The following is a 14,508-nucleotide window of genomic DNA, read 5'->3' as shown; positions in this document are numbered from 1 at the left end:
TAATTTAATACTTTTTTAAATAAAAATTAAAGAATTTTTATTTATACTCAAAAATATACTTTTAAATATAATATTTTAATAAATTAATAATAATAATGGGGGGGGGGTATTTAGTATTTCTCCATTAAATAAGAGAAAGATAAAAATGAAAACTAAACATTTTTTTATTATTGGTGGAGCAAATTTACAAATAGATTTAATAAAAACCGCAAACAAATACTTCATTACCCATATTTTTGATTATGATGAAAATTGTTTTTGTAAAAACTTAGGTGATTACTTTCATCTTATATCTATTGATGAAAAAGAGAAAATCTTGGAATTGGCCTTAAGATTTAACATAATAGGGATTGCTACTTCAGCTACCGAACTAGGCAATCTTACTGCCTGCTATATAGGTGAAAAATTAGGACTTGGAACAAATTCTTATGAATGTGCTAAAAATACCACAGATAAAACCTTAATGAAAAAAATTTTTAAAAAACATAACATAGGACACGCAAAATACATTCTACTTCAAGATGAAAAAGATTTAGAGCAAATCAAAGAATTTCCTATAGTAATAAAACCTAGCGATAGAAGCGCTGGACGCGGAGTAGTAAAAATTTCTTCCAAAAAAGACTTGCTAACAAGCTACAAAATTGCCAAAGAACTCTCTTATAATAAAATTGTTTTAGCTGAAGAGGTTTTAGAAGGAAGGCAATTTAGCGTTGAAACTATCAGCTCTAATGGAAAACATCAAATTGTAGCTATTACCGAAGAATATATTAGAGATGGAAAATTTGCCGATGATTTTTTGGAAAAACAAGATTTAACCCCTGCCCGTCTTGCTTATCTTGAAAAAATAAGTATTGAAACTGAAATTTTTAAAACACTAGAAGCTTTTGACATTAAATTTGGTGCATGTCATATTGAAATTAAAGTTAAAAAAATAAACAATAATTACGAAACAAAAATCATTGAAATTGCAACAAGAATAGGTGGATGGAGAGATGCTTTAGTTTTATTTTCAAAAAATATCAATTTTAACGAACTCTTAATTCAAACTTGCCTAAAACAAAAATTACAAAAAATAGAAGACAAAACTCAAAATTATTGTTTATTAAAAATCGTTTTTACAAAAGAAGATTACGAATTTTATAAAAAAATAAAATTTTATAAAAAACATCTAATTGCGGATGAATTGTTTTTCATAGATGATAAGGAAAACTTTATTGAGCATTCCTCTTCTTTGATTGATGCGAAGGGATATTATTATCTTAAAATCCCTTTTGAAGAAAATCCCGATCTTTATATAAATGAACAAATTAAATTTTAATTATTTTTTTAAAATAATTAAAAAATCATCATCTGCAAAAGTATCATTTGTATAACTTATTCTTAAGCGATTAATCTCTATAGTTTTAAAATCCTTAAAAACCCTTTTTACTTCATCTTTATCAAAAAAATACATTTGCATGCCATCTTCACAGCTTGCAGATCTATTTTTATCGCTCTCTTGAATAATAACTTCATACTTTGAATTTTTCTTGTTATTTTTATAACGATAATCATCCATATTTCTAACCACAATATAAGCTATAGAATCTTGTTTAAGCACTCTATAAATTTCTTTAGCTGCTTTTTCTATCACCTCTTTAGAATTATAATAAAGCACTCCATAGCAAAGCAAACCATCAAAACTTTTATCTTCATAAGGGATATTATCTACACTTGAAACTTTTAAATCTGCTTGAAGATTGTATGTTTTTAAAAGCTCTTGAGTAGCTTTAATTCCATTTTCTGAATAATCCACTCCAAAAGCTTTAAAACCATTTTCTACCAAAAATTTAACATGCCTTCCCGTACCACACCCTAAATCCAAAATTTTATCTCCTAATTTAAAATTTCTAAAAACAAAACTTACCAAATCATTACTAGGATAACGTGGTTGATGTCTTTTATCTGCATGCAACTCGTGCCATTTTTCTTGAAGCATTTTTTTCCTTTTTTATTTAATATATTTGAAATTATAACAAAAATGAAATAACTTTGATATTATTTTCAATTTTTTCTTTGCTAGTTTTTTCATCTAACCATAAATTTATAAGTTCTTTACTTAAAAGTTCTGAATTTTTTTGTTTTTCTCTTCCAAAAATCAAATGTGAAGGCAAATACCAAGAGCTACAATCTATATCCTTTTCTCTTAATTTACTAAGCAATTTTTCCCTATCTCCTAAATACCTAAAGGTGTAACGCCAGGAAATACAATTAGGACTTAATTTTGGATGAATGATATTTTGATGTATTAAATTTTCTTGATAAATTTGCATTTTTTCTCTACGATTTTTACAAATTACTTCAAGATTATTAAGTTTGGTTTTTAAATTTCCATAATTTTGAGCTTTAAAAATCAAAGTGTAGTCCAAAAGTAAAGATTTTAACTTAGAAAAATAATCCAAATCTTTAGAATCTAAAGCATAGTATTTTTGTCTATATTCTTCAAAAAACATTTTAAAATCTTTAAATTCCAAACATTCATTCATTATGGATAATTCTTTTAAAACTTCACTAGAATTAGTAAAAATCACCCCCCCCCCATGAACTATTTTCCAAAAATTTAGTATGACCAAAACTTAAAATACTCGCATGAGATCTAGGATCTATCTTATAAGTTTGCGCACAATCTTCTATAATAAAAATATCATTTTCTAAACAAAACTCCCAAATTCTCTCATCACAAAAATGCCCATAAAGATGAACCAAAACTAAAGCATCATAAGAATGCTTTGCATATAAAGCAACACAACTTTCATAATCTAAAGTATAATTACACAAAGAAACATCAATAAAAACAAGTTCACATCCTGCTTTAAAAGCTGCACAAGCAACTTGAGGACACACAAGAGAAGGAATAGCAATTTTACTTTTTCCTTGTTTTTTTAAATATGAAAAAATAAGATACAAAGCACTTGTTCCAGAGCCCGTATAAAGAAGATTTTCACGATCAAATTTCAAAGAAAGAAGTTTTTCTATCTCACACACGCCTAACCTTAAATAAAAAATTATATAATTTTACCGATATTTAATTTAATTTTTAATATTTTTAGGATTAAAACATGCAAATAGGAAATTTTAACACAGATAAAAAAGTTTTTATCATAGCAGAACTTAGCGCAAATCACGCAGGAAGTCTTGAGATGGCACTTCAAAGCATAAAAGCTGCTAAAAAAGCAGGTGCTGATGCGATAAAAATCCAAACTTACACTCCAGATAGTATGACTCTAAATAGCAACAAAGAAGATTTCATCATCAAGGGTGGGCTTTGGGATAAAAGAAAATTTTATGAGCTTTACGAAAGTGCAAAAACCCCTTATGAGTGGCATTCTCAAATCTTTGAAACTGCACAAAATGAAGGCATACTTTGTTTTTCAAGTCCTTTTGCCAAAGAAGATGTAAAATTTCTAAAACGCTTTGATCCTATAGCCTATAAAATTGCTTCTTTTGAAGCCAATGATGAAAATTTTGTGCGTTTAATCGCCAAAGAAAAAAAACCCACTATCGTTTCAACGGGCATTGCTACAGAAGAAGAGCTTTTTAGAATCTGTGAAATTTTTAAAGAAGAAAAAAATCCTGATCTCATCTTTTTAAAATGCACTTCAGCTTATCCTGCTGCCATAGAAGATATGAATTTAAAAGGCATAGTAAGTTTAAAAGAAAAATTTAATGTTGAAGTTGGACTAAGCGATCACAGCTTTGGATTTTTAGCTCCTGTTATGGCAGTAGCACTTGGAGCTAGGATCATAGAAAAACATTTTATGTTAGATAAAAGCATAAAAAGTGAAGACAGTAAATTTAGCCTTGATTTTGATGAATTTAAAGCTATGGTAGATGCAGTTAGACAAGCTGAAAGTGCTTTAGGCGATGGCAAGTTAGACTTAGATGAAAAAGCTCTTAAAAATCGTGTTTTCGCAAGAAGCTTATATGCAAGCAAAGATATCAAAAAAGGTGAAATTTTCAGCAAAGAAAATGTGAAATCAATTCGTCCTTCTTTTGGACTACATCCTAAATTCTACCAAGAAATTTTAGGAAAAAGAGCTAGCAAAGATATAGAATTTGGCGATGCCTTAAAACAAGGAGATTTTAAATGAATAAAGATCTATTTTTAAAAAATACTCAAGCTTTATTTGAAGTGGATCAAATATTAGCCTACAAACTGCGTAGTTTAGAAAAAATTGATTTTAAAATACTACAAAATGAGAATGGAATTAATTTTATAAAAGATGATATCGCACTTTATAAAAATCCTAATCAAGAAATTTTAGAAAGCTCAACCCTTTTTAAAAGTGAGTATAAAAAATATCCTGTGTTATTTTTTTATGGTTTTGGAAATGGTATATTTTATAAAGCTTTATGTAAAAATAAAAATCATAAACACATAATCATTTTTGAAGATGAACTTGAAATTTTAGCTCTTGCTTTTCATTTGTTTGATTTTACCCAAGAATTAAAAAGCGAAAAACTTATACTTTTTTACAATCCAAGCCTTACCACAGCTCAACTTAGTACACTTTTTACTTACAAAAACATACATACTAGTATTAAAATTTTTAATCTTTTCATCCATAATGAATTTTATTCTAAATTTTACGGAACACAAATTCAAACTCTTAACAATGAACTTATAGAAATCATTCGTTTTATAGCACTTAATAAAGGTAATGATCCGCAAGATTCTTTGATTGGGATAAAACATACACTTAACAATTTATCCAAAACCTTAAACCATGGAGTTTTTCAAGATTTTTTAAAAGAAAGAAGAAATAAAGCTAAAAATGCCATCATAGTTTCTACAGGTCCAAGCCTAATCAAACAACTCCCCCTTTTAAAACAATATGCAAAAAAAGCTGCTATTTTTTGTACAGATAGTTCATATCCTATACTTGCAAAGCATAATATCAAGCCTGATTATGTTTTATCTCTAGAGAGAGTAATATATACATCAGAATTTTTTAACAATGATTTTAAGGAATTTGACAAAAATATATTATTTATTATTGCATCTTTAACACATGAAAATACAATCAAATATTTAGAAAAAAATCAAAGAAACTATATGTTAGTGCAACGACCCTTATATTCTGCAGCTAATCTTAAACTTGATGAATTTGGCTATCTAGGTGTAGGACACAGCGTAGCAAATATGGCTTATGAACTTGCAAGTGCCTTAAGACATGAAAATATTATCTTAATAGGACAAGATTTAGCTTATGGTAATGATGGAACCTCACATCCAAAAGAACATATTTTTGGCGAACAAGATAACGCTATAATAGGAGAATTTTACACTTTAGCTTATGGGGGAAATGGGCAAGTGCGAACTCAATTAAGCTGGAATCTATTTCGTCAAGCCTTTGAAAAAGATATTTTTTTTGCCAAAGAAAAACTAGGAATTGACACTTATAATTGCACAGAAGGTGGTGCTAGAATAGAAGGTAGTATAGAAAAGCCTTTTGCTTGGGTGTGTAAAAATCTATTAAATGAAAATTTAGAAAAGCCTTTTGCTTTTCCCAAAAAATTAAGTGATAAAAAAATGGAACAAAAATTTAAACAAACCAAAAAATTACTAATTGAAAATATAAAAGAAAGTGAAATTTTTATCCAAAAGGTTCAAGATAAACTTAAAATATTAAAATCTGAATTAGAAAAAGAACAATTAAATTTTCAATCATTAAATTCAATTAAAAAAAATCTTTTGGATTATTTTAAAGAATTTAAAAAACTAAAATCATTTAATGAATTAACTCAGGCTTTATACTATCACAATGAATGTGATATTGTAAAATATGAAGTTTTAAACAAAAACAAACAAAAAGAAAAATTAGAAGAATTTTTAAAATTACAATATAATTTTTTTATACAAATACTAGGTTACTTAAGCACTCAAAATAAAATTATTGACGATACTTTAAAAAAATTAAATTTTAACGATATAGACTATATAAATTTAAAAATAAAATGAGGAACAATGTTGATAAAAAATATTTTCATAAAAAATTTAAATGCACTAACAGCTTTTGAGTATAAAGAACTTAAAAAAAAGTTACAAAATTTAAAGTCTTTAAAACATTTTAAATATACCTTAGGAAAAGATCCGCTAGATATAAATATAATTCGAAAAAATGATTTAAAATCTCTATATAGAGATCCCTTGAAAGAATTACAAGAAAATTTAGATTTGTTTAATAACCAATTTTTAAGATATCCCGTTTTATTCTTCTATGGCTTTGGAAATGGAATTTTGTATAAAGCTCTACTTCAAAATAAAGAACGCAAACACATTATTGTTTTTGAAAAGGAATTAGAGATTATTTATTTGGCTCTTAATTTTTTAGATTTTAGTGAAGAATTAAAAAATAACCGCTTAATTATAGTTCATACCGAGCAAATAAATTATGCTACAATAGATACTCTTTTCTCTTTACCTGATATAGAATTATTCTTTAAAACTTACACATTAAATTTACATAATTCATTTTATAAAAACTATGAAGATAATATACAAAAAATTAATCAAATAAATCTCCAAGCTATGAGAACAGTAGCTTTAAGAAATGGCAATGACCCAGGAGATGCTATGATGGGTATAAGACACTTCGTGTATAACCTACCTAAAATGCTCACTCATCATAAAAAATCTGATCTTTTAAAAAAAAGAAGAAAATGCGATACAGCTATTATTGTAAGTGCCGGACCAAGTCTCGCAAAGCAACTTCCACTTTTAAAACAATATGCCAATAAAGCTACTATTTTTTGTGTTGATGCATCTTATAATACACTTGCAAAACACAATATCAAACCTGATTATGTTTTATCTTTAGAAAGAGGTAAACCAACATCAGAATTTTTTAACAATGATTTTGGAGATTTTGATAAAGATATATTATTTATTATTCTATCCTTAACTCATGAAAATACAATCAAATATTTAGAAAAAAACAAAAGAAACTATATGTTAGTGATTAGAAATCTAGCTTATGCAAGATCTTTAAAATTAGATGATTTTGGCTATCTAAGTGCTGGTTTAAGTGTTGCGCACATGTGCTGCGAACTTGCCTTGCAATTAAACTATAAAAATATTTTACTTATAGGACAAGATTTAGCTTATGGTAATGATGGGTCAACTCATTCAAGTAATTTTATTCATAAAAATCTTCACATAGGAGATTATGAAAGAGATTTTGGAAAATTTAGAACCACAGCTTATGGCGGCAATGGTGAAGTCGAAAGCTCTGAAATTTGGACTCTTTTTAGAAGGTTTTTTGAAAAAAATTTTAAAAATATTAAAGCTAAAATCTATAATTGCACAGAAGGTGGTGCTAGAATTCATGGTTTTGATGAAAAGCCATTTAAAGAAGCTTGTGAGGAATTTTTAATCAAAGATTTGAAAAAACCTTTTGCAAAACTAAAAAAACCTTCTAGACAAGAAAGCAATACTTTAATGCTAGATGCTTATAAAAAAATTAAAAAAAATATTAGTCTAGGCGAGACATTCAATAAAGAATGCAAAAAAGTTTTAAATCAAATTTGCAAAGTTACTCAAGGCAAAAACACTCTTACTCTTTCTGAAATTAATGCTAATATAGATAAAATAAAATTTAAACTTGAAAAACCAAGATATACTTTTTTAAATGAAATTTTAGGACCAACTCTTTACCATGAAGAAAGCATTCTTGCAGCTTTATATGTAAAAAACATTACCAATGAAAGTGAAAAACAAAATAAACTTTTTGCTTGGATTTATGCCCATGAATCTCTATTTGAAACCATGGTCGATTTAATAAAAATTCAAAATCAAGAATTAAAAAAAGCTATCATACCTTTACAAGATGAACTAGAAAAAAGAAAATTGATTTAATAAAGCCTAGTTTATAAAACTAGGCTTTATTTTTATTGTAAAAGTTTTAATACATTTTGTTGCACAGCATTAGCTTGGCTCATAGCGTATGAACCTGATTGTGCAAGAATATTGTATTTAGAGAAATTTGCACTTTCTGCCGCAAAGTCTACATCTCTGATAGTAGATTCTGCTGCCTTAACATTTACTTGAGTAACTGTTATATTATTAATAGTTACTTGAAGTTGATTTTGCACTGAACCAATATCAGCTCTAATTTGATCAAGATTTGCAGTAGCAGTTTCAGCTATATCCATGACTGCCATTGCACCTTTAAGAGTAGTTACACCTGCTGTTTGTTCTTGTGGAGCTAAAGATACCCTCATAGGTGCAAATTGAGAATTTCCACTTCCATTAGAAAATCCTGAACCAGCAGAAACTTGATATACCACACTTATACCTGCTGCAGAAATAACACTTTCAGCCCAAAACTTAGACATATTTTTACCAGAGCCTACAGACATACCAGTACCTTGAGAAAATCCTGAACCAGCAGCTCCAAAAGCCATAGTCATAACTGTCAATTCGCCAGGTTTAGTATTAAATCCCATAGCATCAGCAACACCTGCTTCTATTTTACCTTTTGATTCCCTCAAAGAAACAGAAGTTTGAGAAATCATAGTGCCAGCACTAAAACCAAAGCCTGTACCACTAAGATTAATATCTCTACCATCATTTTTTACTAAAGATAAACGACCATAGTTATTGTACTGACTTGGTAAAATTCCAGAAGCTGAACCAATATCCCCACCTATTTCTATACCTCTACCTTCTCTTGAAGTAAGAACCAAACGACCTTTATCATCTCTTGAAGCTTCAACTCCTGTAGTATCTTTTACAGAATTGATTGCAGCTACCAAAGAACCATTTTCATCACCTAATTTATAATCTACTTGACCTATAGTTACGCCATTGATTGAAAAATCTGAACTTGTAGAGCCTTCTTGAATTTGAAATGCTCCTGTAGTTTCAACACTAAAAGTAGCACGAACACCTGTTTTATCAGAGACGCGATTAATTTCTTCTGCTAAAGCTCCAATACCTGTCCCAACAGAAGTTGAGATTACTACATCTTGAAATTTAAAATCTTCTATACCATTATAATTTTTAATCACCATAGAAGCTGTACCACTTTGAGTAATTACAGAACCGGTTTCAAATCTTGTAACACCGATTTTAGAAGATTGAGTTGGTCCTATACTTGCTTTTATAGTTTGATTTGATTGAGATCCGATTTGAAATTCTTGATTTGTAAAATTTCCACTTAAAAGTTGCTTACCATTAAATGAAGTAGTATTAGCGATATTATCAAGCTCTTCCATTAAGCGGTTAATATCTGCTTGAAGCATAGTTCTTGTTTTTAAACTTTGGCCATCTTGAGCCGCTTGAGTTGCCTTAGTCTTGATAGTATCCAAGATCTTAAGCTGCTCATCCATGGCTTTATCAGCAGTTTGTAAAATACCTATAGCATCATTACCATTATTTATAGCTTGACCTAAAGTCGCTGCTTGTGAACGCAAAGAATCCGCTATCGCCATCCCTGAAGCATCATCTGCCGCTGAGTTAATTCTAAGACCTGAACTAAGTCTGCTTAAAGACTTATCAAGCTCGTTAGCATTAACAACTGAATTTGCATGTGCGTTCAACGCACCAATATTGGTGTTTATTCTAAAACCCATTTTAAATCCTTTCAAAATATTGCATCAAAAGGACTAAAGCAAGAAGTGTTCCAATTTTAGTTTAGTTAAAAATTTTAAAGCTTAAAAATAAAAAAGCCTAGTATTTCTACTAGGCTTGGATTTGTATATATTACAGCATTCTTAAAGAATGTGAAGACGTTTAAAATTACTATTGTAGTAATCTTAAAACATTTTGCTGGCTAGAATTTGCTTGAGCCATAGCATAAGAACCACTTTGAGCTAAGATATTTGCTTTAGAATAGTTTGCACTTTCACTAGCAAAGTCTACATCTCTGATTTGTGATTCAGCTGATTTAACATTTACTTGAGTTACAGTAATGTTATTAATAGTTGATGTAATTTGATTTTGCACAGAACCTATGTCAGCTCTAATTTGATCAAGATTTGCTATAGCGGTTTCAGCTATATCCATAACACCCATAGCTCCTTTAAGGGTGGTTACACCTGCGGTTTGTTGTTTGCCGGCACTATTTAAAACTGCACCAGTTTTTGTATTAACTAAGCTCTTTATATTAGAAACATTGAAACCTTGCTTACTCCAACCTGTTGCAGCTGTATTAGCAAATTTTGAAACTTTAAAATCAGCTATTTTGACATTAACTTTACCACCCTTATCTGCATTAAAGCCCATGGCATCAGCTATAGCTGCAGAAATTTGACCTTTTGATTCTCTTAGAGAAACAGAAGCCTCAGAAACCATACCATCTGCAAAACCAGCAATGCTAAAATTAGTACCGCTTATAGCTATATCTCTACCATCATTTTTCACTAAAGATAAACGACCATAGTTTTCATACATAGTACTTGCAACACCTGAACCATCTCCTATACTTCCTTCGATTTTAATACCTCTACCTTCTCTTGAAGTAAGAACCAAACGACCATTTTCATCTTTAGAAGCTTCAACGCCTGTAGTATCTTTTACAGCATTAATCGCTGCAAGCAAAGAACCGTTTTCATCTCCATCTTTATAATCAACTTTACCGATTTTCACCCCATTAATAGAAAAACTATCGTCTGTTGAACCACCTTGTATAGAAAAAGCTCCTACAGTTTGAACATTAAAAGAAGCACGAACACCAGTTTTATCAGAATTTCTATTGATTTCTTCTGCTAAAGCTCCAAGACCTGTTCCAACAGAAGTTGAGATCACCACACCTTGGAATTTAAAATCATCTATACCATTATAGTTTTTAATAGTAAGAGCTACAGTACCACTTGCAGTGATTTTGTTACCTGTTTCAAATCTTGTAACACCGATTTTAGAAGATTGGGTTGCACCAATACTTGCTTTTACACTTTGGTTTGATTGAGATCCGATTTGAAATTCTTGATTTGTAAAACCACCACTTAAAAGTTGTTTACCGTTAAATGAGGTAGTATTAGCAATATTATCAAGCTCTTCCATAAGACGGTTAATATCTGCTTGAAGCATAGTTCTTGTTTTTGCACTTTGACCATCTTGAGCCGCTTGAGTTGCTTTAGTCTTGATAGTATCAAGAATTTTTAATTGCTCATCCATAGCTTTATCAGCAGTTTGTAAGATACCTAAAGCATCATTACCATTTGATATAGCTTGACCTAAAGTAGAAGCTTGAGATCTTAAACTATCCGCAATAGCCATACCAGAAGCATCATCTGCTGCTGAGTTGATTCTAAGACCTGAACTTAATCTTGCAAGTGATTGATCTAAGCTTTTAGAGTTAAGATCAGAGTTTGCTTTTGCATTTAATGCTGCAACGTTTGTGTTAATACGAAATCCCATTTTAAATCCTTTTAAATAATTTCAAACTCATCCATGAGCTTGTTATCCACTATATCGTTTATAATAAAAATTACTTAATAGTTTTTGTATAATATTTTTATATTTTTTACAAAAGCTATATTTTTCTTATCTCTAAAATAATATTGATAAATACTTTTATCAAGCAAGCAAAAGAATCTGTATTCACTATCATTACATTCCCCCTATTAAAAGATAAGTTTTGCTCGCTAGATTTTTAAAATTTTCATTCTTACTTAAGATCACACAAGCTTTATTACTAGAAGAGCTTGTAAAGTCTATATTTTCTAAATCTTCATGGCTTTGATTGGCTGCGTTGATGATAGCATTTTTACTTGCTTCATTGCTTGAAATTCCCATGAGTATAAAATCTGCTTTATTTATAAAAACAAGTTTTAAGCATTCTTTATCATCGCCTACGCGAAAATTTACTTCTTTTGTGCCGTTAAAATTGCTAAGATCAACATTTTCAACCCCGCTTACATTACTCATCGTTTTTATAGAGCTTAAATGATCATTTTTTAAAGTATAAATGCTTATATCATTGATCAAAGTTTTAAGGTTATTTAAAGACTTGCTAACTTCAGCTTCATCCTTGCTTGAACTCATTTTTGGTAAAGCAATAGCAGCTAAAATTCCTAAAATAACGATCACAAAAACAAGTTCTAATATAGTAAAAGCTTTTCTCATCTATATCCTTGAAAAATTTTTATTTTTAGGGCTTAAAATATCTTCTTCTACGCTTACAAATTCCTTTTTTTCATAAGCATCAACTGCAGCTCTTGCTATCATCAAAGCATTATCAGAGCAGAATTTTAAAGGAGCTAGTTTTAAATTTGCATTATATTTTTGACATAAATTTTGCAAACGCGAACGCAAGTTAAGATTTGCACTAGCTCCGCCTACAACGCCAAAATTTTTAAATTTATAAAGATTAAAAATTTTTTCTAATTTATCCATGATATGATCACAAGCTGTATTTTCAAAGGCATAAGCTATTTCAGCTTTTATCTCATCACTTAAATTTTCATGTTTTAAAATTTCTAAACGCACTGCATTTTTAAGTCCTGAAAAACTATAAGCGAGTTCTTTAGAATGCTTTAAAGGTATGTTAAAAGAGATATTTTTAAGTTTGGCATTTTTTGCTAAATTTTCTATGATGACCCCACCAGGATAACCTAAATTCATCATTTTAGCCACTTTATCAAAACTTTCTCCAAAGCTATCATCATTTGTGCTTGCTAAAAGCTCTAAGTTTGCATCATCTTTAAGATATAGCACCATGGTATGCCCACCACTAACAAGTAAAATTCCCATATCTAAAGAAATTTTTTCTTCCAAAAAAAGACTATAAATATGTCCTTTAAGATGATTTATAGGAATTAAAGGTAAATTTAGAGCACTTGCTAAGGTTTTTGCCATGGAAATTCCACTGAGCAAAGAAACGCTAAGCCCAGGTTCATTTGTCACAGCTATGGCACAAAGATTTTTAAAATGCTCTTTGCATTGCTTAAGTATCTTTGGTAAAGCCTCGCTATGAAGTCTTGCAGCAAGTTCAGGCACCACTCCCCCATAGATACTATGATCTAATTCTTGGGAAATTTTTTTATGAAATTTACATTCTAAGGTATTTTTATCAATGATAGCTATAGAACTATCATCACAAGAGCTTTCTATAGCTAGGATAAGATTTTTCATTCAAATTCCACTAAAATAGAACCTAAAAATTTATCTTTTGATCTTGCCATTTTAAGAGTGTTTAAATCCAAATTTTTAGCATTTTTGATCAACTTGCTATTAGTATTTGCCTCTAAAAGTTGTTGCAAATTCGCCCCTCTTAATTCATAAAATTCCACTCTATAAATTTTACCTGCCATGTCTAAAGAATATTGTGTTTGCATATTTTTTTTATGAACTAAAATACCACTTTCATCTTTTCCATGATCAAAGCCTATGATATTTACGCGTACATTAGCTATCTTTGGGATAAGAAAATTCTCTTTTACTTTTACCTTGGTTCCAAAAGGAACGGTGGTTTCATTGCCATCAACTTGAAAAGTTACTTCATTAAAAGCATCACTAAATTCTAAATACTCAGGATATAATCTTGTTTGAAAACGATTGCCATACTGGATATAAAAAGAATTTCCTTCTGCGATAACAGCCGTAAGTTCATTGCTTGTGTTATAATTTAACTCTTTATTTACCGGAAAAGGCACATAGTTGATAACCTTTCTTGGATTTTTTAAAGAAAGTAAAATTCTATCATTAAAAAGCTTCACTTCAAGCTCTCGGTTTATGGCTTTATCAACCCCTTGTGGAGTGAGTTCGAAATCTCTGCTAAATTCAATTCCTGCGGTTTTTAGATAATTTTCAATCGCCAAAAGATGATAATAAGCTCTTAAATTTACAGGCAGATTTTTACTCGCTTCATTTGCAAAAGCAGCTTTGTGATTTGAAATCACAAAATAAGTTAAAGCTTTAAGCATTTCTGTATCGCCAAGCTCTTGGGTTTTGGTGTTTTTAAGATGATAAGCATGCTTTGGATCAGCAAGTGAAGAATTGACACTATTTACGGTTTGAGTGGCGATATTTTCAAGATCAGGGTATTTGCTTGCATTGATTTCGCTTGTATCAATCACGCTTGAATTTCCCCAACGCTTAGGATTTTGCATCGCATCGATATAAGTAGGTTTATAAAAACCCCAACCATCGTGAAGATTGATCACCATACTAACTTCAGGAAGTAAAATAAGCTCTTTAATGCGTTGAACGGTTTTATAATCAGGATCTTTTGGGCTAATGCTTGCAAATTTACGGTTTAAATCCCCGTTATTCCCACGCGAACGCTTGATAATGCTATCAAAAGCTAAATTTGGAGCCACTATAATCTTACCCTTAGTGATATTATAATCACTCAAAAGCAAACTTGCTGCATGAAATCCACCAGGCTCATCGCCTTGAATTCCACCAAAAATCAAAACTGTATTATTATCATCTAGACTTTTTCCATTTTCCCCCACGCTAAAGTCTAGCTCTAAAGCAAAAATGCTTGTTATAAAAAATAAAATTGTTAAAAAAATTTTCAT

12 protein-coding genes are annotated in these 14,508 nt (G+C 29.8%); 4 read left to right on the top strand and 8 right to left on the bottom strand.

Annotated elements, in window-relative coordinates; genetic code table 11:
- Positions 1-145 precede the first annotated feature (145 nt).
- Positions 146-1,318, top strand: coding sequence for an ATP-grasp domain-containing protein (locus ELQ10_RS00415; RefSeq protein ID WP_134250027.1), 1,173 nt, complete (start codon positions 146-148; stop codon positions 1,316-1,318).
- Here the strand turns inward: ELQ10_RS00415 and ELQ10_RS00410 are convergent, their stop codons facing one another.
- From ELQ10_RS00410 to ELQ10_RS00400, 3 genes are read right to left on the bottom strand one after another with little or no spacing between them, the layout of a single operon-like run.
- Entirely contained in the window at positions 1,319-1,978 is a 660-nt protein-coding gene (locus ELQ10_RS00410; protein ID WP_134250026.1) for a class I SAM-dependent methyltransferase, read from the bottom strand.
- A gap of 31 nt (positions 1,979-2,009) precedes the next feature.
- Positions 2,010-2,570 carry a DegT/DnrJ/EryC1/StrS family aminotransferase gene (locus ELQ10_RS00405; protein ID WP_134250025.1) on the bottom strand — a complete coding sequence of 187 codons (561 nt, stop codon included), beginning with the start codon at positions 2,568-2,570 and terminating at the stop codon, positions 2,010-2,012.
- Positions 2,557-3,024, bottom strand: coding sequence for a DegT/DnrJ/EryC1/StrS family aminotransferase (locus ELQ10_RS00400; protein WP_166739194.1), 468 nt, complete (start codon positions 3,022-3,024; stop codon positions 2,557-2,559). The genes ELQ10_RS00405 and ELQ10_RS00400 overlap by 14 nt, the downstream gene beginning before the upstream one ends.
- Positions 3,025-3,098: 74 nt before the next feature.
- On the opposite strand from ELQ10_RS00400, the gene pseI reads away from it, so the two are divergent.
- The 3 genes from pseI to ELQ10_RS00385 are packed head-to-tail and all read left to right on the top strand — an operon-like array spanning position 3,099 to position 7,897.
- Entirely contained in the window at positions 3,099-4,130 is a 1,032-nt protein-coding gene (gene pseI, locus ELQ10_RS00395) for a pseudaminic acid synthase (protein ID WP_134250023.1), read from the top strand.
- Positions 4,127-6,001, top strand: a complete 1,875-nt coding sequence (locus ELQ10_RS00390; RefSeq protein ID WP_134250022.1) for a motility associated factor glycosyltransferase family protein — start codon at positions 4,127-4,129, stop codon at positions 5,999-6,001. Before pseI ends, ELQ10_RS00390 begins: the two co-directional genes overlap by 4 nt.
- A 6-nt stretch (positions 6,002-6,007) precedes the next feature.
- The gene (locus ELQ10_RS00385) at positions 6,008-7,897 is read left to right on the top strand and encodes a motility associated factor glycosyltransferase family protein (RefSeq protein WP_134250021.1); all 1,890 of its coding nucleotides are present in this window, start codon (positions 6,008-6,010) and stop codon (positions 7,895-7,897) included.
- Between the two features lie 32 nt (positions 7,898-7,929).
- On the opposite strand, the gene ELQ10_RS00380 is transcribed toward ELQ10_RS00385, so the two are convergent.
- The 5 genes from ELQ10_RS00380 to ELQ10_RS00360 form a co-directional block, all read right to left on the bottom strand.
- Positions 7,930-9,615 (bottom strand): flagellin A, encoded by a 1,686-nt coding sequence (locus tag ELQ10_RS00380; protein ID WP_134250020.1) that lies wholly within the window; start codon positions 9,613-9,615, stop codon positions 7,930-7,932.
- A gap of 169 nt (positions 9,616-9,784) precedes the next feature.
- Positions 9,785-11,401, bottom strand: coding sequence for a flagellin (locus ELQ10_RS00375; RefSeq protein ID WP_134250019.1), 1,617 nt, complete (start codon positions 11,399-11,401; stop codon positions 9,785-9,787).
- 192 nt (positions 11,402-11,593) lie between these two features.
- Complete coding sequence (locus ELQ10_RS00370) at positions 11,594-12,109, bottom strand: prepilin-type N-terminal cleavage/methylation domain-containing protein (protein ID WP_134250018.1); 516 nt, start codon at positions 12,107-12,109, stop codon at positions 11,594-11,596.
- The gene (gene tsaD / locus ELQ10_RS00365) at positions 12,110-13,117 is read right to left on the bottom strand and encodes a tRNA (adenosine(37)-N6)-threonylcarbamoyltransferase complex transferase subunit TsaD (protein WP_134250017.1); all 1,008 of its coding nucleotides are present in this window, start codon (positions 13,115-13,117) and stop codon (positions 12,110-12,112) included.
- On the bottom strand, positions 13,114-14,508 hold the full coding sequence (locus ELQ10_RS00360) for a M99 family carboxypeptidase catalytic domain-containing protein (protein WP_052800382.1): 1,395 nt from the start codon (positions 14,506-14,508) through the stop codon (positions 13,114-13,116). Before ELQ10_RS00360 ends, tsaD begins: the two co-directional genes overlap by 4 nt.

This window comes from Campylobacter sp. US42a (assembly GCF_004379055.1).
In the GTDB taxonomy this organism is placed as follows: Bacteria; Campylobacterota; Campylobacteria; order Campylobacterales; family Campylobacteraceae; genus Campylobacter_D; species Campylobacter_D jejuni.
This window is presented reverse-complemented; position numbering and strand designations above follow the sequence as displayed.

Excerpts from the sequence above, each read along its gene's own strand:
- ELQ10_RS00385 (WP_134250021.1), top strand. The coding sequence starts at position 6,008 with ATGTTGATAAAAAATATTTTCATAAAAAATTTAAATGCACTAACAGCT.
- ELQ10_RS00370 (WP_134250018.1), bottom strand. The coding sequence starts at position 12,109 with ATGAGAAAAGCTTTTACTATATTAGAACTTGTTTTTGTGATCGTTATT.
- tsaD (WP_134250017.1), bottom strand. The coding sequence starts at position 13,117 with ATGAAAAATCTTATCCTAGCTATAGAAAGCTCTTGTGATGATAGTTCT.
- ELQ10_RS00360 (WP_052800382.1), bottom strand. The coding sequence starts at position 14,508 with ATGAAAATTTTTTTAACAATTTTATTTTTTATAACAAGCATTTTTGCT.
- ELQ10_RS00375 (WP_134250019.1), bottom strand. The coding sequence starts at position 11,401 with ATGGGATTTCGTATTAACACAAACGTTGCAGCATTAAATGCAAAAGCA.
- ELQ10_RS00380 (WP_134250020.1), bottom strand. The coding sequence starts at position 9,615 with ATGGGTTTTAGAATAAACACCAATATTGGTGCGTTGAACGCACATGCA.
- ELQ10_RS00415 (WP_134250027.1), top strand. The coding sequence starts at position 146 with ATGAAAACTAAACATTTTTTTATTATTGGTGGAGCAAATTTACAAATA.
- ELQ10_RS00390 (WP_134250022.1), top strand. The coding sequence starts at position 4,127 with ATGAATAAAGATCTATTTTTAAAAAATACTCAAGCTTTATTTGAAGTG.
- ELQ10_RS00410 (WP_134250026.1), bottom strand. The coding sequence starts at position 1,978 with ATGCTTCAAGAAAAATGGCACGAGTTGCATGCAGATAAAAGACATCAA.
- pseI (WP_134250023.1), top strand. The coding sequence starts at position 3,099 with ATGCAAATAGGAAATTTTAACACAGATAAAAAAGTTTTTATCATAGCA.